Source organism: Oceanirhabdus seepicola (assembly GCF_023684385.1).
GTDB lineage: Bacteria > Bacillota > Clostridia > Clostridiales > Clostridiaceae > Oceanirhabdus > Oceanirhabdus seepicola.
The window spans coordinates 350,597-373,124 of sequence record NZ_JAGSOJ010000002.1 but is presented as its reverse complement, the minus strand read 5'-3'; the positions used below and the strand labels follow the sequence as shown (position 1 = coordinate 373,124).

11 protein-coding genes are annotated in these 22,528 nt (G+C 28.6%); all 11 read right to left on the bottom strand.

Annotated elements, in window-relative coordinates; all coding sequences use genetic code 11:
* Nucleotides 1-97: 97 nt before the first annotated feature.
* On the bottom strand, nucleotides 98-3,187 hold the full coding sequence (locus KDK92_RS09365; protein WP_250859000.1) for a hybrid sensor histidine kinase/response regulator: 3,090 nt from the start codon (nucleotides 3,185-3,187) through the stop codon (nucleotides 98-100).
* 41 nt (nucleotides 3,188-3,228) lie between these two features.
* Nucleotides 3,229-4,032, bottom strand: coding sequence for a C40 family peptidase (locus KDK92_RS09360; protein ID WP_250858999.1), 804 nt, complete (start codon nucleotides 4,030-4,032; stop codon nucleotides 3,229-3,231).
* A gap of 246 nt (nucleotides 4,033-4,278) precedes the next feature.
* On the bottom strand, nucleotides 4,279-4,647 hold the full coding sequence (locus KDK92_RS09355; protein ID WP_250858998.1) for a LytR/AlgR family response regulator transcription factor: 369 nt from the start codon (nucleotides 4,645-4,647) through the stop codon (nucleotides 4,279-4,281).
* A gap of 85 nt (nucleotides 4,648-4,732) precedes the next feature.
* Nucleotides 4,733-6,112 (bottom strand): polysaccharide deacetylase family protein, encoded by a 1,380-nt coding sequence (locus KDK92_RS09350; protein ID WP_250858997.1) that lies wholly within the window; start codon nucleotides 6,110-6,112, stop codon nucleotides 4,733-4,735.
* A 219-nt stretch (nucleotides 6,113-6,331) separates the two neighbouring features.
* On the bottom strand, nucleotides 6,332-7,093 hold the full coding sequence (locus KDK92_RS09345; protein ID WP_250858996.1) for a LytR/AlgR family response regulator transcription factor: 762 nt from the start codon (nucleotides 7,091-7,093) through the stop codon (nucleotides 6,332-6,334).
* Nucleotides 7,086-10,175 (bottom strand): hybrid sensor histidine kinase/response regulator, encoded by a 3,090-nt coding sequence (locus KDK92_RS09340; protein WP_250858995.1) that lies wholly within the window; start codon nucleotides 10,173-10,175, stop codon nucleotides 7,086-7,088. The genes KDK92_RS09345 and KDK92_RS09340 overlap by 8 nt, the downstream gene beginning before the upstream one ends.
* A gap of 259 nt (nucleotides 10,176-10,434) precedes the next feature.
* The gene (locus tag KDK92_RS09335) at nucleotides 10,435-13,209 is read right to left on the bottom strand and encodes a zinc dependent phospholipase C family protein (RefSeq protein WP_250858993.1); all 2,775 of its coding nucleotides are present in this window, start codon (nucleotides 13,207-13,209) and stop codon (nucleotides 10,435-10,437) included.
* 404 nt (nucleotides 13,210-13,613) lie between these two features.
* Nucleotides 13,614-13,907, bottom strand: a complete 294-nt coding sequence (locus KDK92_RS09330; RefSeq protein WP_250858991.1) for a hypothetical protein — start codon at nucleotides 13,905-13,907, stop codon at nucleotides 13,614-13,616.
* Nucleotides 13,888-16,653 carry a PLAT/LH2 domain-containing protein gene (locus KDK92_RS09325; protein WP_250858989.1) on the bottom strand — a complete coding sequence of 922 codons (2,766 nt, stop codon included), beginning with the start codon at nucleotides 16,651-16,653 and terminating at the stop codon, nucleotides 13,888-13,890. Before KDK92_RS09325 ends, KDK92_RS09330 begins: the two co-directional genes overlap by 20 nt.
* Before the next feature lie 348 nt (nucleotides 16,654-17,001).
* Nucleotides 17,002-18,534, bottom strand: coding sequence for a hypothetical protein (locus KDK92_RS09320; RefSeq protein WP_250858988.1), 1,533 nt, complete (start codon nucleotides 18,532-18,534; stop codon nucleotides 17,002-17,004).
* A gap of 100 nt (nucleotides 18,535-18,634) precedes the next feature.
* A complete protein-coding gene (locus tag KDK92_RS09315; protein WP_250858986.1) occupies nucleotides 18,635-22,339 on the bottom strand; it encodes a lectin like domain-containing protein in 3,705 nt (1,234 codons plus the stop codon).
* Between the last annotated feature and the right edge of the window lie 189 nt (nucleotides 22,340-22,528).

Below are 22,528 nucleotides of genomic sequence, written 5' to 3'. Positions count from 1 at the left end.
TGCCTCAATTATATTTTTTTTTAATATGTACTAAAAAAAACACCACCATGATTGTTCCATCATGGTGGTGTTTCCTTATTCATCTATTGTTATAACCCTAATCATTAAATTTCTCCTTTCTTAATGGAATTTTCAAACTAATAGTTGTCCCTTTATCCTGTTCAGTCTGAATATCAATTCCATAACCATAAATTAAATCTAATCTTTTAATAATATTTTTCATTCCAACACTACCCTCAATTGTTTTATTCAAAATACTATTAAGTCGTTCTTTATCAATACCCACTCCATCATCTTCAACCTTTATTAATACAAATTCACTCTCTCCTTTTGCAGAAATATTGACCGTCCCCCCCTGTCTTTTGGAAGCTATACCATGTCTAACTGCATTTTCCACTAAAGGTTGTAATATAAGTGGTGGCATCAAGCAATTTAAGTTAGGCTCTATATCATATATAATATTTAATCTTTTAGAAAATCTTGCTTTCTCAATTGCTAAATATGATTTTACAAAACTCATTTCATTTTCTAAAGACACAAATTTCTCTTTATTATTAAAATCAAAGCTCTTTCTCAAATAATTACTTAAGTCCAATAAAAGTTCTCTCGCACGCTCTGGATTTGTTCTGCAAAATGACATTATTGTATTTAATGCGTTGAATAAAAAATGTGGTTTTATCTGCGCTTGAAGAAAACATAGCTCAGATGTAACAGCTTGCTCTACTGATTTCTTTAGTTCTAATAAAGTATTTACTCTTGCTGTAAGCTCTACTTTATCAACAGGCTTAAATAAATAATCATTAGCTCCTACCTTAAACCCAACTTCAATAACCTCTGTCTTTTCTGATGCGGTAAGTAATAATACTGGAAGTTCTATCAATGAATATTTCTTTCTTATTTCACGGCATACTTCATAACCAGACATTTTAGGCATCATTACATCTAATATAACTAAATCAATACCTTTATGTTCTAAAAGTTTATTTAATGCTTCTTCACCATCACTTGCAGAAATAATAAAGTATTTTGAAGAAGAAAAATTATTTATAATAACCTGTCTATTTATAAGATCATCATCAACAACTAAAATTTTAAACTCTCCATCATTAGAATTTATACTTTCTGAGGAGTTCATATGTTTATTATTAATTACCGTATTAATTTTATTTAGTGCACCATTATTTTGGGGTATTATTTGTATTGAATTTTTTTCTTTACTAACTGGAAGGGTGAATGTGAATTTTGATCCCTTATTCAATTGAGATTCAACCTTAATTTCTCCACCATGCAATTCAATAAATCGTTTTGTAATACTTAATCCAAGTCCTATACCCTTGTTATTACCTGTCATTTCAAGTTGCTCAAAGGCTTTAAAAATTTGTTCAAATTTTTCCTCTGGAATACCAATTCCTGTATCTGAAACCGATATTTCAATCATATTATTCTTACAACAAGCTGAAACTATAATCTTTCCTTCATATGTATTTTTTATTGCATTCCCAATCAAATTGTATAAAATTTGTTCAAATCTATTTTCATCAACAAATACATAAGGAATCTCTTCACTTATAGTACTTATTAATTCAATTTTTTTATTTTCTATTAAATTATTAGAAACTTCTAGCACTACATTTACTACCTGATTTATATCAACACTTTTCTTATTTAAGGTAATATCTTTATTTTTTAACTTTGAAAAATCCAATATATCATTTATAAGTTTACTTAACCTTCTACCACTAGATACGATTAACGAAAGATTATTAATTTGATACTGATTTAAATTCTTACTATCATCTAATAAGGTTTCACTAATTCCAACTATACCATTTAACGGTGTTCTAAGTTCATGTGTGGTATTTGCTAAAAATTCATCTTTAAGCTTATCTAAGGAAATAAGTTTTTCAGACAAAGCCTCTACTGTATTAAAAGCATTTGAGAATTTTTTTGATAACATAAAAGATTGGGCAAATGTAAATAAAACTAATCCTACTGGTGTGTAATATCCTGTAAAAATAATATGATTATTATATAAAAAATCATTTGTCACTGTTATAAATACTATTAACATTCCAATAATTATTATGACTGCCCCTTCTTCTCGTTTTATTAAAGCTTTCAATACAATATAAAATCCATAAATACATAAAAATATTGTCATGAATGTGCATATAATTAAAGTACTAGCAACAATTTTTATTGGGGCAAATGAGTGAAAAATTATAATCATCATCATAGAATATTTAAGAGCATTATATACTTTTGTATTTCTATATTTTTTATAGATTGAATCTATAAACAGAAGAAACATGAGTAATGCTAATTCGGTTATCACACACTGACATTTAGCCTGTAAAATCCAATTTACATCTAAAAATAACTCATCCATTATTATTTGAGAAGATAAGATTTCTCGTAATGCTGTACATAAACAAAGGAGTCCAAAATACAAAGTTGAAATGTCTTTTCGTCGTAATAAATATAATCCAAAATGATAAAATGCCATAATAAACAAACATCCAAAAACAAATAAATTAAGTGCTATCTTTTTATATACATAGCTTTGTATTTGTTTATAATTTCCTAAAAGTATGCTTCCATTTGTTCCTCCCTTAAATATGGAATCATAGTTGGAAATCTGTAAAACTATCTCAAGGTGTTCACTTTCATTTTTAAAATTAACAATGTTCTCTTTTCTTTCTATCTTAACTTTATCTTTATCTTTTCCTACCATCCCAACGTTTGATATTAACTCATTATTTATCCATAATTTATAAGAACAATTGATACTAGGCATATATAATGATAGAATCTCTTTTTCTGTTTTTTTCTTTACTTTCACTCTTAAAGTAGCATGTCCATCAGATTGCAGAATATAATCTTTAACTTTTAAACCATCCCACGTGCCAGGGAGCTCTATAAATTCTATTTTCACAGGATTATTCACATTTTTAAAATCCTCTGGTGTTAATAGCTTATTCCAGTAAAATTCCCATGTACCATCAAGTGCTGTAATACCATCTTTAGTTAAATCCCACTCTGATAAATCAACAATTCCATCAACTGCTTTAGCTTCCAATCTTTTTTTTGAAAATCTATTATTAATACCCATAACACCGACAATTATAAAAACCATGAAGGGTATTATTATGTACAATTTTTTTTTATGCCTTACAAGTTCTTTCAAGGACTTCAACTCCCCTTGGGTGGTGATTTTAAAAATTATGATTAGTTAAAACTTAATCTTCCAATCTTAGTTAACTCCTTTGAGTCTTCTAAATCTTTAGGTGACACACATGAATCAACCATATCAGTAAATGTACCCTTTAGCTTATTTTCCTTTTCTTTTTTCTTGTAATATGCTTCTAAAAATCGCTCTTCTGATTTTTTAAAATCTCTGTCCAAATCATCCATAGTATTTTCTATTGCAAAACCTTCTACTTTTACCTCTTGAGAATGCTTACTAAATTTATTTAATGTTAAATCAGATATACTTAATTGATATTTTTTATTATTATCTGCCTCATCATAACACCTATATACAATTTCTGAACATACCATAGGTACAACACCCTTATCTAACTGTTTAAAAATAAAATCTGCTGCTTGATCTAATATTCCTCTTAACAGTTTTTTACTAAAAGAATCTAATGGAATATCACGTGTAATTGTAAGTAGTGCAAGTATTATTAAATGATCATATGCATATTTAACATGAGAATCAACATAAGCCTGTCCTATTTCCAAAATTGGTTTGTATGGATAATTTGCTTCTCCTAACTTATGTTTGTCTTTATTAAACCTTAAAACATCAACAAAGGTTTCCTCTTTAATTTTTTCTATAGGATCACATACTATCCCTCTACCTGTAGCTTGCATAATACAATGCTTACCATCAATTTTCCCTGCATATAATGCTGCATGACTATATGTACCTCCATCTAAAAGAACAATCATATCTGAAAATAGCCCCTCTCCTCTGCATAGTAAAACATCACAAGGCTGAAGGCTTGATAAATTTATTTTTTCCATAGTGTTCCTCCTCTAATAATCAACTGATTTATCATTAATCCATTTAAATCAATTATAACGTAATACTACTAATTTTTCTATATATCACAAATTTCTTCCATTTTTATCATCTATCTCCACATTGATAAGTAAAATTTTTTTTCAATATGACAAAAAAAGAATTTAAATTAAAAAACACCAACATGATTATTCCATCGTGCTGGTGTTTCCTTATATCCCTACAATCTTTTAATTTTTCAAATTATTTTAGTGATTTTTAGTTGAAGCTATTTTATTCAAAGATAAAATAATTCTTTCTTCTGATGCAGGTTTCATAATATAATCTAGTACATTTGCTTCAAATGCTTCTACAGAATATTTATCAAAAGCTGTAATAAAAATTATATTAATATTACTATCAATTTTCAAGATTTCTTTAGCTACATAAAATCCATTAACCTCAGGCATTTCTATATCTAGGAAAACAGCATCTGGTTTCAAAACTTCAACTTTTTTAAGAGCTTCTAAAGGAGATGAAAATGTGTCCACTATCTCTACATTCTCATTTTTATTTAAAATATAATTAAGTTCTTCTAAGGCTGGTTCTTCATCATCTATTGTTATAATCCTAATCATACAATTTCTCCTTCTCCTGTATTTTTTATTGCATTACTAATTAAGGCATATTCAAATAAATAAAATATATACAAACATATGAATCTTATCTTTTTGGTCTTACTTTTCTATCTATTATCTTTTCAGCATCATATAAATCTAAGAAAGATTCTCTCTGCCATCTTAAAGATATTCCATCTACATGTCTTCTATCTGTAATTACAGCATTAGTTATATTTAATATCCATTCTGTAGAGCTAGCTCCTACAGGACATATAATTTTAGAACCTGTCTTCTGTAGATACTTGAATTTATCACTGGTCGGATTCACACTTGATCCATATGGATATATAAACACCTGTGTTTCTCCAATTAAACTTTCAACTTCTTTCTTCCACTTATCAGTATCATTCACCACTCTGGTATACGATACTTCTGGAAAATCTATATGTCCATAGCTGTGAGAAGCAAAATTCCAACCATCTTCCTTAAGCTTGTCTATAATTTTCTTAACAGCTTGTCTCTCAATTTTATGGTTTTCACTATCAAAAGTTGTTCTATAACCTAAAATTCCATCAAAACCAGTTAATGCAATTGTTCCTTTCGCCCCATTTAATGAAAAATCAGGATGTTTTTTAACAAATTCATTTAATATTGGTACGCATTCATTTTCTCTAGAGATAACTTCCTTACCTTTAGTATTTATTGAAAATGTAGCTATTTCTCCATCTTCATCAAGTATAAGTTTATGAACAACTCCGTCTTTTTTCATATAATTATAATAATTCAGATCATCTATTGATAATATTAAAGGCTTTTTCCCTTCTGGTACTAAAAGTTCTGACCTTCTCATTAATTTTTTGCCATCGTGCTCATATTCCTCATATACAGAATTAATATCTACTAATATAAAATTATTTTCATATAATTGATCTAACATTCTATTAAATTCTGAAACGGTAATAAACCAGTCATCCATATCATTTTCACTATACTCACCATCAAAAGCAAGCTCTGGATATGCGATAAGAGGATGAATAAAGATATGTTCTACCGCTCCAGTATACGAAATCTTTTCTATTTTCTTCTTAATCTTAAATGGGAAAATTAAAATCAATTCATACTTCTCTTCTTCCCCTATCTCAACAAATGTTTTAACTAAAATTTTATATGTCTTTCCTTCTTCATAGGCATTAAGAGGTATAATATCTACACTTTTTCCATCTGAATTTAGCTGATATTCAATATCTACTGCTCTTTTATCACTCTCATTGTAAACACGTACACCTAATAGTTTTACATTTCCTTCTGAAATATCCTCAAAAGGAACATTCCATACTTTATTTTCATCTTCAGTTTCTTTAAGCAAATACACCTTATACTTTCGAAGTAAATTACCACTCATCTTATTTGCAGATGCATACACATTACAGTTTAATAATAAAACAAATATAAATATAATAAAAATAGCTATCCTTTTTTTCATATAAACCTCCTTGGCATACAACACATTTTAATTTTAACATAAATTGGCTATTCATTACTGTTTTTAGTTTTAAAGTACAAAAATCTAATCTAAACGGTCATAATTTGAAGTTGAACAGAAATTGGTTTAATAACAATTGACCCTGAAAAATAAAAAAATCTGACATCTATAAAATTCTGATGTCAGATGAAAGTAATGTACCCTTATTGGGATTCAATTCTATATCCCTATAATATTTTTAAATTCTTTTAAACGATTTCTACTTAAAGGTATTTCATTAGGTGTATCTTCCAAATATAATACGTATGTATTATTAAACCAAGGACTCATTTTTTGGATTTTATCTAAATTTACTAGGAAACTTCTGTGCGTTCTAAAAAAATTATATTCTCCTAATTTATTTTCCCAGTTATCTAAACTATCCTTTGTCTTAAACCTTCCTTCTTCTGTAATAGCTATAATTTCTCCATTCTCTATAGTAAAATAATATACTTGCTGTGGCTTTAAAAGAATAACTTCATCATCTTTCCATATTACTACCTTTTCTAAATTCTTCTTTAATGTTTTTTGTGCTGAAGATATTTTTTTAATAATACCTCCATCATATTTATTCTCTAAAACATGTTTACTACATATTTTATTCAAAGCTAAATTAATTCTTTCTTCTGACACAGGTTTCATAATATAATCTAGAGCATTGACTTCGAAGGCTTCAACAGCATATTGATTAAAAGCTGTAATAAAAATTATACTAATATTACTATCAAGTTTTATAATCTCTTTAGCAACAGAAAAACCATTAATCTCAGGCATTTCTATATCAAGAAAAACAGCATCTAGTTTTAATTCTTTAACCTTCATAAGAGCTTCTAAGGGATCTGAAAAAGTATCTACAATGTCTACATTTTCATTCTTATTTAAAACATAATTTAGTTCTTCTAATGCCGGTTCTTCATCATCTATTGCTATAACCCTAATCATTAAATTTCTCCTTTCTTAATGGAATTTTCAAACTAATGGTTGTCCCTTTATCCTGTTCCGTCTGAATATCAATTCCATAACCATAAATTATATCTAATCTTTTAATAATATTTTTCATTCCAACACTCCCCTCAATTGTTTTATTCAAAATACTATTAAGTCGTTCTTTATCAATACCAATACCATCATCTTCAACCTTTATTAATACAAATTCATTCTGTCCTTTTGCTGAAATCTTAACCATTCCCCCCTGTCTTTTTGAAGCTATACCATGTCTAACTGCATTTTCCACTAAAGGTTGTAATATAAGCGGTGGCATCAAACAATTTAAGTTAGGCTCTATATCATATATAATATTTAATCTTTTAGAAAATCTTGCTTTCTCAATTGCTAAATATGATTTAACAAAACTCATTTCATTTTCTAAAGATACAAATTTTTCTTTATTATTAAAATCAAAGCTCTTTCTCAAGTAATTACTTAAGTCCAATAAAAGCTCTCTCGCACGCTCTGGATTTGTTCTGCAAAATGACATTATTGTATTTAATGCGTTGAATAAAAAATGAGGTTTTATCTGCGCTTGAAGAAAACAGAGCTCAGATGTAACCGCTTGTTCTACTGATTTCTTTAGTTCCAATAAAGTATTTACTCTTGCTGTAAGTTCTGCTTTATCAACAGGCTTAAATAAATAGTCATTAGCTCCTACCTTAAACCCAACTTCAATAACCTCTGTCTTTTCTGATGCGGTAAGTAATACTACTGGAAGTTCAATCAATGAATATTTCTTTCTTATTTCACGACATACTTCATAACCAGACATTTTAGGCATCATTACATCTAATACAATCAAGTCAATATCTTTATGTTTTGAAAGTTTTTTTAATGCTTCCTCACCATCACTTGCAGAAATAATAGAGTATTTTGAAGAAGAAAAATTATTTATAATCACTTGTCTATTTATAAGATCATCATCAACAACTAAAATTTTAAACTCTCCATCATTAGAATTTTTACTTTCAGAGGAGTTCATATGTTTATTATTAATTACCGTATTAATTTTATTTAGAGCCCCATTATTTTGAGGTAATATTTGTATTGCATTTTTTTCTTTACTAACAGGTAGGGTGAATGTGAATTTTGACCCCTTATTCAATTGAGATTTAACCTTAATTTCTCCACCATGCAATTCAATAAATCGTTTTGTAATACTTAATCCAAGTCCTATACCCTTGTTATTACCTGTCACTTCAAGCTGCTCAAATGCTTTGAAAATTTGTCCAAATTTTTCTTCTGGAATACCAATTCCTGTATCTGAAACAGATATTTCAACCATATTATTATTACAACAAGCAGAAACTATAATCTTTCCTTCATATGTATTTTTTATTGCATTACCGATCAAATTGTATAAAATTTGTTCAAATCTATTTTCATCAACAAATACATAAGGAATCTCTTCGCTTATAGTACTTATTAATTCAATTTTTTTATTTTCTATTAAATTATTTGAAACTTCTAGCACTACATTTACTATCTGATTTATATCAACACTTTTCTTATTTAAGGTAATATCTTTATTTTTTAACTTTGAAAAATCCAATATATCATTTATAAGTTTACTTAATCTTCTACCACTTGATACGATTAAAGAAATATTATTAATTTGATGCTGATTTAAATTACTACTATCATCTAATAGACTTTCACTAATACCCACTATACCATTTAGAGGTGTTCTAAGTTCATGTGTGGTATTTGCTAAAAATTCATCTTTAAGCTTATCTAAGGAAATAAGCTTTTCTGACAAAGCCTCTACTGTATTAAAAGCCTTTGAAAATTTCCTTGATAACATAAAAGACTGAGCAAATATAAATGAAACTAATCCTAATGATGCATAATATCCAGTATAAATAATATGATTGTTATATAAAAAATCATTTGTCACGGTTATAAACAATAATGACATTCCAATAATCACTATAGTCGCACCTTCTTTTTTGTGTATAAAAGCTTTTAATACACTGTAAAAGGTATAAAAACATATAACCATTGCTACAAATATAAATATATTCTGAGTATTACCTAGTATTTTTATTGGAACTAATAAGTAAAAGATGATTAGTATAATCATAAAATATTTAATAGCATTATAAATTTTTGTTTTCCTGTATTCTTTATAAATTGAATCTATAAACATAAGAAACATAAGAAATGACAGTTCAGTTACTAAGCACTGACCTTTACCCTTTAAAATCCAATCTATATTTGGAAATAACTCATAAAATACTACCTCGGAATATAAAATTTCTCGTAATGCTGCACACAAACAAAGAATTCCAAAATACAAAGGTGATTTATCTTTTCTACGCAATAGATATAATCCAAAATGATAGAATGCCATAATAAATAAACTTCCAAAAACAAACCAAACAACAGCATTGTTTTTATATACATAACTTTGTATCTGTTTATAGTTTCCTAAAATTATACTTCCATTTGGTCCTCCTTTAAAAGCTGAATCATAATTTGATATCTGTAAAATTATTTCTATATTTTCACTGTCATCTTTAAAATTAACAATATTTTCTTTCCTTTGAATTTCTATTTCGTCTTTATTTTTTCCTACTACCCCCACAGTAGACATCAAATTATTATTTACCCACAATTTATGACTACAATTAATAATCGGTATATATAATGATAAAATATCATTTTTTTCTTCTTTCTTTATCAGTAGTCTATATGTGCCATGTCCATCTGATGTTAAAACATGGTCATTTACATTTAATCCATTCCATGTACCAGGGAACTCTATAACTCCTGTTTTTATTAGATTATTTTCATTTTTAAAATTCTCTGGTGTTAATAACCTATTCCAATAAAATTCCCATGTGCCATCAAGTTCTATAATACCGTCTTTCATTAAATCCCACTCTGATAAATCAACAATTCCATTAACTGCTTTAGGTTTCAATTTTTTTCTTGAAAATATATTATTAATACCCATAGCACCTACAATTATAAAAACGATGAAGGGTATTATTATGTACAATTTTTTTTTATGCTTTACAAATTCTTTCAAGGACTTCAACTCCTCTTAGATGCTGATCTTTTTAACATTAATCTCTTTAAATCAATTATAACGTAATACTACTAATTTTTCTATATATCTCAAATTTCTTCCATTATACTCTTCTGTCTCCTCATTGATAAGTTAAATTCTTTTTTAATATGACAAAAAACAACTTTTAAATAAAAAATAAGAATATATTTAGCAATTAAAATATAACCACTAAATATATCCTTTTATTTATTATATAAACATCTTTGTCCACAAAATATTAATCTTTGTATTTCATACCAAACATTCTATCTTTAAGTTCAATATCCAAATCCTCATCTTCAAGTGCTTCAGCATGTACCCATACTTTTATATGAGTTGTTCCCGTTGGAATATTAATATCATTAAATATAACCGAATCCAATTTTGTTGCATTCCCTTTTTTATAGTCCAAAATCTCGTAAGTTTGTCCGTTATCATCAGAATACCATATTACATTGTGTATTGTTTCTCCATCTTTTGTAATATACTTATTCATAACTCCACAGTACATCTTACCTTCATCTATCAAATCACGGAAATTTCCAACATCAATTGTATCTTCCCAAACCCAATACTTATGATGATTTTCATCCTCATTCCAATAAGTTGTACCTACCATATTTACTCTAGATTGCTTATTTCCAATAATCATTGCTTTATGCTCATTAACTGTCTTGTTTTGAATTGTAGTTAAATAATTCTTATTGTATGAAAAATCCTTATTATTACTTGTATTTTCATCTTTATCAGTATTCGAATCTATATTTTCGGATAGTACTAATTTATTATAAACTTTGTCTTTAAGTTCAGGAGTCTCACATAAGAAAAATTTATCATCAATAGCATTTTTCTTGTCTAAGCTGTAAATATCTTTAAAAAACTCAGGAATTATATATAACTCACCGAATACTTTATCTGTATAATTTGGTTTATCTTCAGTATCAAAACCATTTATTTGCCCACATATAGTCACACCTGTTTTACCAACATTATGATTATATTCTTTATGGGCATATTCTCTTCCATTTACTAACACCCACGCTTCTTGTACTCGCCACTCATCACCATTAGCTTTATAGAAACCAACTTCTTCCACATCACTATAATCATATCCTGGTTCAAGCTCTATAGGGTAGGTATCCTCATCACCTTTTTCAAAGTCGTTATATAGCTCTAGATCAAGCTCATAATTATGGTACTTACCTCCATAGTAAACCCTAGCATAAACATCGCCATCCGTTCCATATGTTTTCCACATATTACCGTTTTTAGTCTTTATTCTTACTTGTAATTTTTTAGCACCAATATAAGGATAAATCTTCACTTCATCACTCCTGCTTTTGAACCAAAAACTCGGCGAGCAAGTTGTTAGTTCTCTACCACCAGTGGTTTTAATAACTGCCCTCTCCAATTTCCAATCATCATCAAAATAATTGTTTTTTTCAATTTTTATAGATTCTATCTCTGAAAGTTTTCTTTGCTTATCAAACTTTACATAGTACTCCCTTTCATCGCCTCTTTCGAAATCATTAGCACCGGGATCATCTAGTGTTACTTGTTTAACAGTACCATCTTTGAACTTTATAATGCAGTAAACATCATCATCTGTTCCGTAGCCATTAACTACTGAACCACTTCCAGTCCTAAGTGTAATCTTTAACCCTCCGTGAGCTTCTACTAATGTTGTTGGATTGAAATTATCTATTTTCATTCCTGATAAATTGTAAACACCAGCAGAAGATACAAGGTTTTTTAATCCACTTTGTCCAAGAATCATAAGTTTTGCTAAATTTGTAGCTTCCTTAACACTCTTATCACCAGCAATTTTAATTTTATTTTTTAATACACTAGTCTCATCACTAAATAATTTAGGATCATTAATTAGTATTTTAGCTAATTCATTAGAACTTTTAGTATCATTTCCACCTGCTATATTAGCTGCTAAAAAATCCGTAACTTCTCCAGTAATTGCATCTGAAACTCCAAGAACCTCATCTAAAAATCCAACACCACTACCAGTTTTGAGTATTTTTATAACATCTCTAAGTGGAATCATATTTTCCAACGGTCCATTAACATACGTTGCATATTCCTTTGATAATGCATAGGCAGATGACTCTCCATTTAAAACTCTTGAAGCAGCTTTTTCATTTGACCTAATCCAATCTTCTATAGAACCTTCAATTCCACCAATCCATCGATCTATATCAGCAACACTTGAAACAACGCCCGTCACCACATTTTTATTCAATGTATTGTTGAAATTAACTATTTCATTTTGATATTTAACAAATAGTACTAAAGGCAGTTCAATACCAACTTTACTTTTGCTACTATCATAACTGTACTTATATTTATAGTTAAGTCCTCTTTTTATATCTCCACCATTTTCACCATTAAAAGCCATGTGCTTTGCCACAAAATCAATTGGTGCAGCTATCTCATAGGAATAGCCTTTTTCAGGTAAAATTGAATCATAATATCCTTCAATTGCACTATATCTAAGCAATTTATTGGCATCACTTTTGCTCATCTCATATGAAATTCTAGGGAAATCTCCTCCTGCTAATTCATTAAATTCGGTTCTTGATATTATATCACCACTATAATGCACTTGCATACCAAGTAAAAAAGCTTCAATCTTCTGACGCTCAGTTGCATTTGCTGGAGGATTATCAATGTAATTTTGAATAAGTTCGTCTAAATAATAACCACTCTCATTTGCATGTATTCCTCTTAAACCAACAAGAAAGCTTGGATAAAAATCAGGTCCAACAGCTCCCGCTCTAAATGCATCCTGTTGATTAAGTATTGCATTTTTTATATTGTCAGGCACTTCAACCTTTCCTTGGCCTTCGATTTCAATATAACCACCATTCTTTTCTAATTCTGCAATAATTTCATTTGCAATGTAAACTTGTGTTTTTGTACCATTAGCTTGTACATTTTTTCCGCTTACTGTAAATAATAATACTATCATTACCATTGACATTACTACTTTTTTTAACTTCAATTATTTCTCCCCCTTATTACTTTAACTTCATTTACCTCATGCCCATTAAGGCTTAAAGGTTTTATAATCCCTACCATCTTAAAAATACTATTTCTAACTAATTTTATCATAATTTATATTTTTATCACCATTTTTGCGCTTAATGTATAAAAAATCAATCTGAATGGTAATATCTTAGGGCTGAGTTGTAATTTTATCTTTCCCATACTATTTTAATTATTATATATGCCTATTTTATTACACCATAAACTTCATACTCTAATTCATAAGTTCAAACATTTTGTATTATAAAAAAGAATTTTGAAATATAAATAAGAATATATTTAGCAATTAAAATATAACCACTAAATATATCCTCATATATATTATTTATTTCTTAGATAAACATCCGCATCCACAAAATATTAATTTTTGTATTTAATACCAAACATCCTATCTTTAAGTTCAATATCCAAATCCCCATCTTCAAGTGCTTCTGCATGTATCCATACTTTTATATGAGTTGTTCCCTTTGGAATATTAATATCATTAAATATAACAGACTCTACTTTTGTTGCATTCCCTTTTTTATAGTCCAAAATCTCATAAGTTTGTCCGTTATCATCAGAATACCATATTACATTGTGCATTGTTTCTCCATCTTTTGTAATGTACCTATTCATAGCTCCACAGTACATCTTACTCAGTATCAAACCCATTTATACGTCCGCAGATATGCTCAAGCCTACCAACACCACGATTATATTCTTTATGCGCATATTCTCTACCATTTATGAGCACCCATGCTTCTTGTACATCCCAATCATCACCGTTAGCTTTATAAAAACCAACTGAAGTAACATCACTATAATCATATCCCCGTTCAAGATCTATATCGTAAGTATCATCATCGCCTTTTTCAAAGTCGTTATATCCCGATTTATCAAGAATATAATCACGATAAAAACTTCCATAGTTAACTCTAGCATAAACATCGCCATCTGTTCCATATGCTTTCGACCAATTTCCGTTTCTAGTTATTATTCTTACTTGTATTTTTTTCACTTCAGTATTCGAATCTTTATCTTTGGATATTACTTTTTTTACCTCAGTATTCGAATCTTTATCTTTGGATATACCTTTTTTTACCTGAGTATTAGAATTTACATCTTCGGATACTACTAATTTATTATAAACTTTATCTTTAAGTTCAGAAGTCTCACATAAGAAAAATTCGTCATTAATAACATTTTTCTTGTCTAGGCTGTAAATATCTCTAAAAAATTCAGGTATAATATATAACTCACCATATGAAATATCTTTATAATTAGGGACGTCATTAGTGTCATAACCATTTATTCTACCACAAACATACTCAATGTTTCTATCAATCCACTTTTCATAGTGTTTGTGTGCATACTCTCTTCCATTAACATGAATCCATACATCATCTACTCTCCAATCGTCACCATTTCTTCTGTAAAAACCTACTGAGGTAATGTCGCTGTAATTATATCCATGTTTTACAGGTATTATATAAGAAGAAGTAGTTCCATTTTCAAAATCATTGTATAATGATTTGTCTAGAAGATAATCCTGATAACCATCGCTATAACTCACTCGAGCATATACATCTCCATCAGTACCATACCCTTTCCACAGATATCCTTTAGCATTCTTAATTTTCATTGTTATTTGTTTTTTAGGAACGAAAGGATAAATTTGTGCTCTTGTACTGCTATCTTTAAACCACATTTCAGGATAACATTCAGTTAATTTTCTACCACCTACTGTTTTTAAAACTGCACTATTTAAATACCACTCATCGATATATTTTGTTATTCCTATTTTAATGTTTTGAATTTCTGAAAGTTTTCTCACTTTGTCAAACTCTACATAATAGTCATCTGTATCACCTGTTTCAAAATCATTATATCCCGGTTTATCCAATTTTTTAGTAACAACTGTACCATCTTTAAAGGTAACATAACAATTAACGTCCGAATCAGTTCCAAATCCTTTAAGCATAGAACCATCTAACCATGAAGTAACACTCTTCCAAGAAGCCTCATCTCCAGTTTTCAATGTAACAACCAATCCAGTATGTGCCTCTTTTAATTCAATAGAGCTAAAAGCATCCAATTTCAAACCTTTCTGTGAGATTCGATCTTCAATACCTGTATTATATATGACTTGTTTCAATCCAGTTTGACCTAAAAGAGTAAGCTTTGCTAAATTTTTAGCTTCCCTAACACTCTTATCACCAGCAATTTTAATTTTATTTTTTAATACATCAGTATCGTCACTAAATAATGCTGAATCATTAATTAGTATTTTAGCTAATTCATTAGAACTTTTAGTATCATTTCCACCTGCTATATTAGCTGATAAAAAATCCGTAACTTCTCCAGTAATTGAATCTGAAACTCCAAGAACCTCATCTAAAAATCCAACACCACTACCAGTTTTTAGTATTTTTATAACATCTCTAAGTGGAATCATATTTTCCAATGGTCCATTAACATAGGCTGCATATTCTTTTGATAATGCATAGGCAGATGACTCTCCATTTAAAACTCTTGAAGCAGCTTTTTCATTTGACCTAATCCAGTCTTCTATAGAACCTTCAATTCCACCAATCCATCTATCAATTTGAGTAGCACTTGAAATAGCGCCCGTTACCCCATTTTTATTCAATGTATTGTTAAATTTAACTACTTCATTTTGATATTTAACAAAAAGTACTAAAGGCAGTTCAGTACCAACTTTACTTTTGCTAGCATCAGAACTATACTTATATTTATCATTAAGTCCTCTTTTTATATTTCCACCATTTTCACCATTAAAAGCCATATACTTTGCCACAAAATCTATTGGTGCAGCTATCTCATATGAATAGCCTTTTTCAGGTAGAATTGAATCATAATATCCTTCAATTGCACTATATCTAAGCAATACATTCGCTTCACTTTTACTATTAATCATCTCATATGAAATTCTAGGGAAATCCCCTCCTGCTAATTCGTTAAATTCGGTTCTTGATATTATATCACCACTATAATGCACTTGCATACCAAGTAAAAAAGCTTCAATCTTCTGACGCTCAGTTGCATCCGCTGGAGGATTATCAATGTAATCTTGAATAAGCTTCTCTAAATAATAACCACTCTCATTGGCATGTATTCCTCTTAAACCAACTAGAAAGCTTGGATAAAAATCTGGTCCAACAGCTCCCGCTCTAAACGCATCCTGTTGATTAAGTATGGCATTTTTTATATTGTCAGGCACTTCAACCTTTCCCTGCCCTTCAATCTCAACATAGCCACCATTCTTTTGTAATTCTGCAATAATTTCATTTGCAATGTAAACTTGCGTTTTTGTACCATTAGCAAGTACACTTTTTCCGCTTACTGTAAATAATAATACTATCATTACCATTGACATTACTACTTTTTTTAACTTCAATTATTTCTCCCCCTTATTATTTTAACTTCATTTACCTCATGCCCCTTAAGGCTTAAATGTTTTATAATCACATTATTTCTAAAATAGTATTTCTAACTAATTTTATCATAATTTATATTTTTATCCCCATTTTTGCGCTTAATGTATAAAATTCCAATCTGAATGGTTATATTTTGGGGCTCAGTTGTAATTTTATAATATAAAAATAAGGATATAATAGATGTTATATTTTTAAAAACCTATTATATCCTTATATATTTAATTTATTTCTATTTAATCTTGTGTATTTTTATTAATTTTTTCTAGGGTAATACCCAACGCGATTAATATTTAGCGGTAATATATATGCTAATCCAAAATTAAAACCGATCCTGAAGTTACCATAATATTATATACAACTCCATCCTTTGAACTTAAATAACATACAAGGGTTTTGCCTGCGAAATCATAGGTCATAAGATAAGTAATCCCATCTGATGGCATAACGTCTTCAGTTAACGGTGTACCCAATATGTCAACAATTTCTGAATAGGACATATCCATAGTAACTCCTCCAATTCCATTTTTAAAGGAAATTGAATCTACAACTCTATTATCATTTTTATATTGGAAAATAAACCTTAGCCCTAAATCATCATAACTGATTTGATCAAATACTTCATTAGTTCTAAAAGATGGTTCACCCAATATACTTATAATCTCTTCTTCATTCATTCCTAAAGCAGAAATGATCTTTCCATCTACAAGAGACATATTATTAGATTTATTTCCAGAGTTCATTGCACTATTCGGTGTTTGAAACTTAAGTTTGAACCCTTTATTCATAAGTCCCTGTAAATATTCATACTCAATTTTACTAAATTTATCTATAACATTATTTTTGAAATCACTATTTATGTTTTCTGAGAATAATAAAATATTATCTAATATGTTATCATCTTTATTGGTATTTTCATTTTGTGAAACTCTTTTAGGAAGCTCTTTCATAAATTCATATACTGACGTAAATTCATTCTTAAGAATGTCTGAAACCTCATCATAGTAATAATTAATATATATCTCCTCAAAACGAGCTCCATCACCCATAAGATTAAACATTGTACCTAATAAACCACAATGTAAAACACTAAGTTCATCTTTTTCTATGCTTTCTTTAACTAAAAGTCTATATATCCCATCAACAGCATGTGACAAAGCTTCATTAATTACTATATCTTCATTAAAATTTTCACCTAAATAATCCAATTCAATTACTATTTCATTGTCACAATCAAAAGAACCATCATATTCATTATTTATTGCCCAGATACCATCTTCATGTATTCGAATTTGGTCATCACCTACAATGATACCGTAATAAGGATGTCCATATAACTCCTTAACACTTGTATCCGCAAGAATTTTTTTTACTTTTTCAGTGAACAGATTATCATAATTTTTTATAAAATCTTCTTTAGTTCTAATTCCTGTATTGTCCATATTATGATTTATAGGATATAGTATATACTCTGCTACTTTTTCTCTATTATCCTCAGCTACTAGTTTTTTCACTATATTAAACATTTCATCAAATTTTTCTGGATTATCAATACATCCACGTTCATAACTTTCAATTCTTTTAGCTTCTTCCTCTTTCTCTTCCTGTTCTTTTTTAGCTTTTTCTTCTTGTTCTTTTTTCTCTTTCTCTTTCTCTTCCTGTTCCTTTTTAACCTTATCTTCTTGTTCTTTTTTATCATCTATATTACTGTTATTATTATCATTAACAGTATTTTTTTCTTGTACTTCCTTAGATACGTTAGTGTTTGTACTATTATTTTTGCCACAAGCACTTAAGCTTACACTAAGTAAAATAATTAAAATTATACTTAAATATTTTTTCATTTGATATTACTCCTATCGATATTATTATCTTAGTCCATACATGGAATAACATGTATGGATAAGATTAAAGAATTCTTTTGTCACATTACTTACTTAATGTTTAATATGAATATGATCCTGAAGTTAGCTTAACGTTATATACCTCTCCATTCTTTGTATACAATGAAATAAATAGGGTATTGCTTTCTAAGTCATAGATCAAAACATGTCCCTCTGAATTATTATAGTATTCTTTTAATGGAGTTCCCAATGTATCGATAATTTCAGAATAAGGCATATTCATATAAATATCTCCTATTCCATATTTAAAGACAATGGATTCTACAATTCTAGTATCATTTTCATATTTGAAAATAAAAGTTAGTGGTAAATCATCATAAATCATCTGATTAGTTTGTTCAAATATGCGAGATGGTTCACCAAATATACTAATAATTTCTTCTTCACTCATTCGTAAAGCAAGTGTGGATTGATTCAAAATATCCTCTTTAGTATATATGGATTCATCATCAGATACTGCTTCCTCATACTTAAACCCTGGATATTCACTGCTGATTAATGAACTAATCTCACTTACTATATCCATTACCTGCTCAAGTGTTAAATCTTTTAGCACATCCAACTCCTCTTTCATTAAAATTTGTGCCATATCGTAATAAGTAGGAAGCGTAAACTCGTCTAGTTCCTTTTTAAGTTTAAGTTCTGCTGCATTGACTCTTGTCCCAATATACTCCAATTCTTCTAATGTGAATCCATATGTTGATATTAAGTAATCTATCTTATCATTATCAAAAGATGAATTACCTTTCAAATCAAAATCTTTAGTCTCTATATAATCAAACTTATCTTCTATTGGTGAATAATCCTTAATATTATTCTCATATAAATATAAAGTGTTTAGGTTGTACATATTTTTCAACGGAGTAATGTCTTCAATTTTATTTGAACTTAAACCTAAAAACTCTAAGTTAGTAAAGTTTTCTAAAACACTAATATCACTTATTTTATTTTGGCTTAGAGCCAGTATATATAAATTATTTAATTTTTCAAGAGCACTTATATCTTCTATATCTATATTTTTATACAAATGTAACTCTTCTAATTTAGTCATATTTTTTAATGGTGTTATATCCTTAATATTATTACATGATAAATTTAAATACTGAAGATTTGTTAGATTAGATAGTGGGCTGATATCTTTTATACCATTACTAAACAAATCTAAATAAGTTAATTTTTTTAGATTTTTTAATGGACTTAAATCTAATCCTTTTTCACTATTCATATATAATTCCATAAGCATTCTTGGCACAATTAATACTTCAAGGTTTTCTAGATATTCTATTCCTTCAAAATTTTCTATTGATACATCTTTAAATTCAGGTAAATATTCATATACACCTAAATCCAATCTTTTAATATTACTAAGTTCATTTTTTAGTATAGGTTCTCCATCATTCTTTTCAAGAATATATCTAAATACTTTTTCCAAATAATCATTATTAAGGGTTACTACTTGTCCGTCATCTAATTTAAAATCCTTATACACTAAATTATTATAATAGCCTTCTGTTGGACTATAATCTGTGATTTCATTATCTTGTAAGTGTAATTCTTTAAGTTTATTTAATCCCATTAATCCACTTATATCGCTAATCTTATTGAAGCTTAAATTTAACTGTTCTAATTTTTTAAGCTTGGACAATGAACTTATATTATGAATTTCATTATTATTAAGCGCCAAACTCTTTAACTTTGATAATTTACCCAATTCACTTATATCAGTAATTACATTATTAGATAAATCTAATCCTTCTAGACTTGTATGACCTTCAATACCTTCAACATCTTTTATATGATTCCATTTTATTGAAAGTATTTCCAACTTATTTAATTTTCCTAGAGATTTTATACTAGAAATCTTATTATTATTTAAAGTTAACGATTTTAAATCTTTTAATTTAGATAATTGTTCAATATTTACTATCTCATTCTCATCTAATGATAATGATTGTAATGATGTTAAATTTTCTATTCCAGCTAATGAAACAATTCCACTATTATAAGCGTAGAGTTCAGTAATTTTATTAACATCTTTTTCATAGAGAACTCCACTAGGTTTATTAATTGCTGCTCTAACTGCATTTTCTAGATTAATATCTTTAAATTCAACAGATTTTCTATTCTCCTTAGGGGCTACATTAATAGTACAAATATCCATATGGTTACCATTAGTAGCCATTACATTTATTGTACCTGGTTTATTAGCTATTACTTTACCGCTGTTATCTATAGTAATAACATCTAAATCTCCATTTCCACTGTCTAAAGAGAATTTAATATTCTTATCAGTTGCATTTTGAGGTAATACTTTTGCTCCTAGTATCTTAGTTTCCCCAACAACCATATTAACTATATTTGAATCGAAAACAACTTGAGATGTTTCAATTACGTTAATACTCTTTTTTCTAATAGTAAAAGCTTTAAGACATACATTTTCTTTCTCACCCTCACCAAGGTCGTACCATCCATAATTATCTGAACTTATATAGCTTTCACCAGGATTTGCTGTAACCGCTGAAGAGTATCCATCTCTCTTATCCTCTATAGGGATTAAATGAGTATTTCCTCCAGTACTGGTTACTTTGATCCCTACCGCAAATTTACTACCTTTTTTAATAGTAATCGATGAGTCAAGTTTTATAGTATAATATCCAGGCTGTTTAATCGTTCCTGTTTTAATAGGGTACCCTGTAAATCTTTTAAATGCACTAACATTATTTTGAATATATATTTCATAATTTATATCATTATATTTAGCATAGAAGCTTACTGCTTGAATATCTTCATTCTCCTCAGCGGTAAAAACATTAGCACCCCAATCAGTATTAGTACCATACCCAATTGATGATATATATCCATATGGATCATACTGATAAATTTTATCATATTTTGAACCTAAATCTGGTATATACACAGCATTACGAGTACCAATTATAAGGTCTTCGTAGGATACATAAAAATATCCATCATCTCCAAAGCCGCGCCCCCAACTGTTTCTAACAATAAATGCACCATCATTCTTTGGTTGTGAGCCATTTATGCTATTAAAATTATCCTTTGAATAATTATCATCCCATCCAACAATAGCAATAGCATGATTACTACTTTTTTCAATTGGATTATAGAATGAAGCTGTACTCCTATTATAATAAATATTATCCCAATTTATACTAGTACGTATAGCACCATATAGCATAATTGATTCTTTTATACTGTTATAATCTTTATTAGATATAAAAAGAACTTTATCAATTTGATTAGATACAGCTGAAGCTGAAATTTTCGGTGAATCAACTGCATATTTATCATTTACATATGGATCTAAATTTTCAGGTACAGGCCCTGCTCCTCTTGTAAGATAAGCTGTAGACATCATTCTAGTCCCACCACCATCTCTGCCATAATCAAATCCATTGGTATTCACCATGTGTTGCTCAGAAAAATCAAAGGATTCGTCTCCATAGTAAGTCTTGAAAATAGATTCTAAAGAAGCATAGGTTGCAAAAGTCCAGCAGGAGCCAACTGATCCCTGGTTTTTAATTGGTGTTAATCTACCTTGTTCTCTTAAATCAAATTTCACAGGGAAAATCCCTTCAACAAAATCTTTACTTGTAGTGTTTGTCCTTAGTGTTATTGGCTCTCTTCCAAGCCCTGTCGCTTTTTCTTCATCTTCATTATCACCAAATGCACATAAGTTTATACTAAGTAAAAGAATTAAAGTAATACTCAATATCTTTTTCATTATTATTCCTCCTATATATTTTTTTAATATTTATGTATTAAAACATAATTTAACGTATCAAAGTTGTACTTACCTTTGAATTTAAATATTCAAATTTTAAGTTTCTTATTCTTAAGCAATACTATCTATAGACTTATCAAGATTAGACATTGGAAAATCAATAAGAGGATTAACTATTATATGTATCAT

Excerpts from the sequence above, each read along its gene's own strand:
- KDK92_RS09330 (WP_250858991.1), bottom strand. The coding sequence starts at position 13,907 with ATGGGTTTGATACTGAGTAAGATGTACTGTGGAGCTATGAATAGGTAC.
- KDK92_RS09345 (WP_250858996.1), bottom strand. The coding sequence starts at position 7,093 with ATGATTAGGGTTATAGCAATAGATGATGAAGAACCGGCATTAGAAGAA.
- KDK92_RS09360 (WP_250858999.1), bottom strand. The coding sequence starts at position 4,032 with ATGGAAAAAATAAATTTATCAAGCCTTCAGCCTTGTGATGTTTTACTA.
- KDK92_RS09320 (WP_250858988.1), bottom strand. The coding sequence starts at position 18,534 with ATGAAAAAATATTTAAGTATAATTTTAATTATTTTACTTAGTGTAAGC.
- KDK92_RS09355 (WP_250858998.1), bottom strand. The coding sequence starts at position 4,647 with ATGATTAGGATTATAACAATAGATGATGAAGAACCAGCCTTAGAAGAA.
- KDK92_RS09350 (WP_250858997.1), bottom strand. The coding sequence starts at position 6,112 with ATGAAAAAAAGGATAGCTATTTTTATTATATTTATATTTGTTTTATTA.
- KDK92_RS09315 (WP_250858986.1), bottom strand. The coding sequence starts at position 22,339 with ATGAAAAAGATATTGAGTATTACTTTAATTCTTTTACTTAGTATAAAC.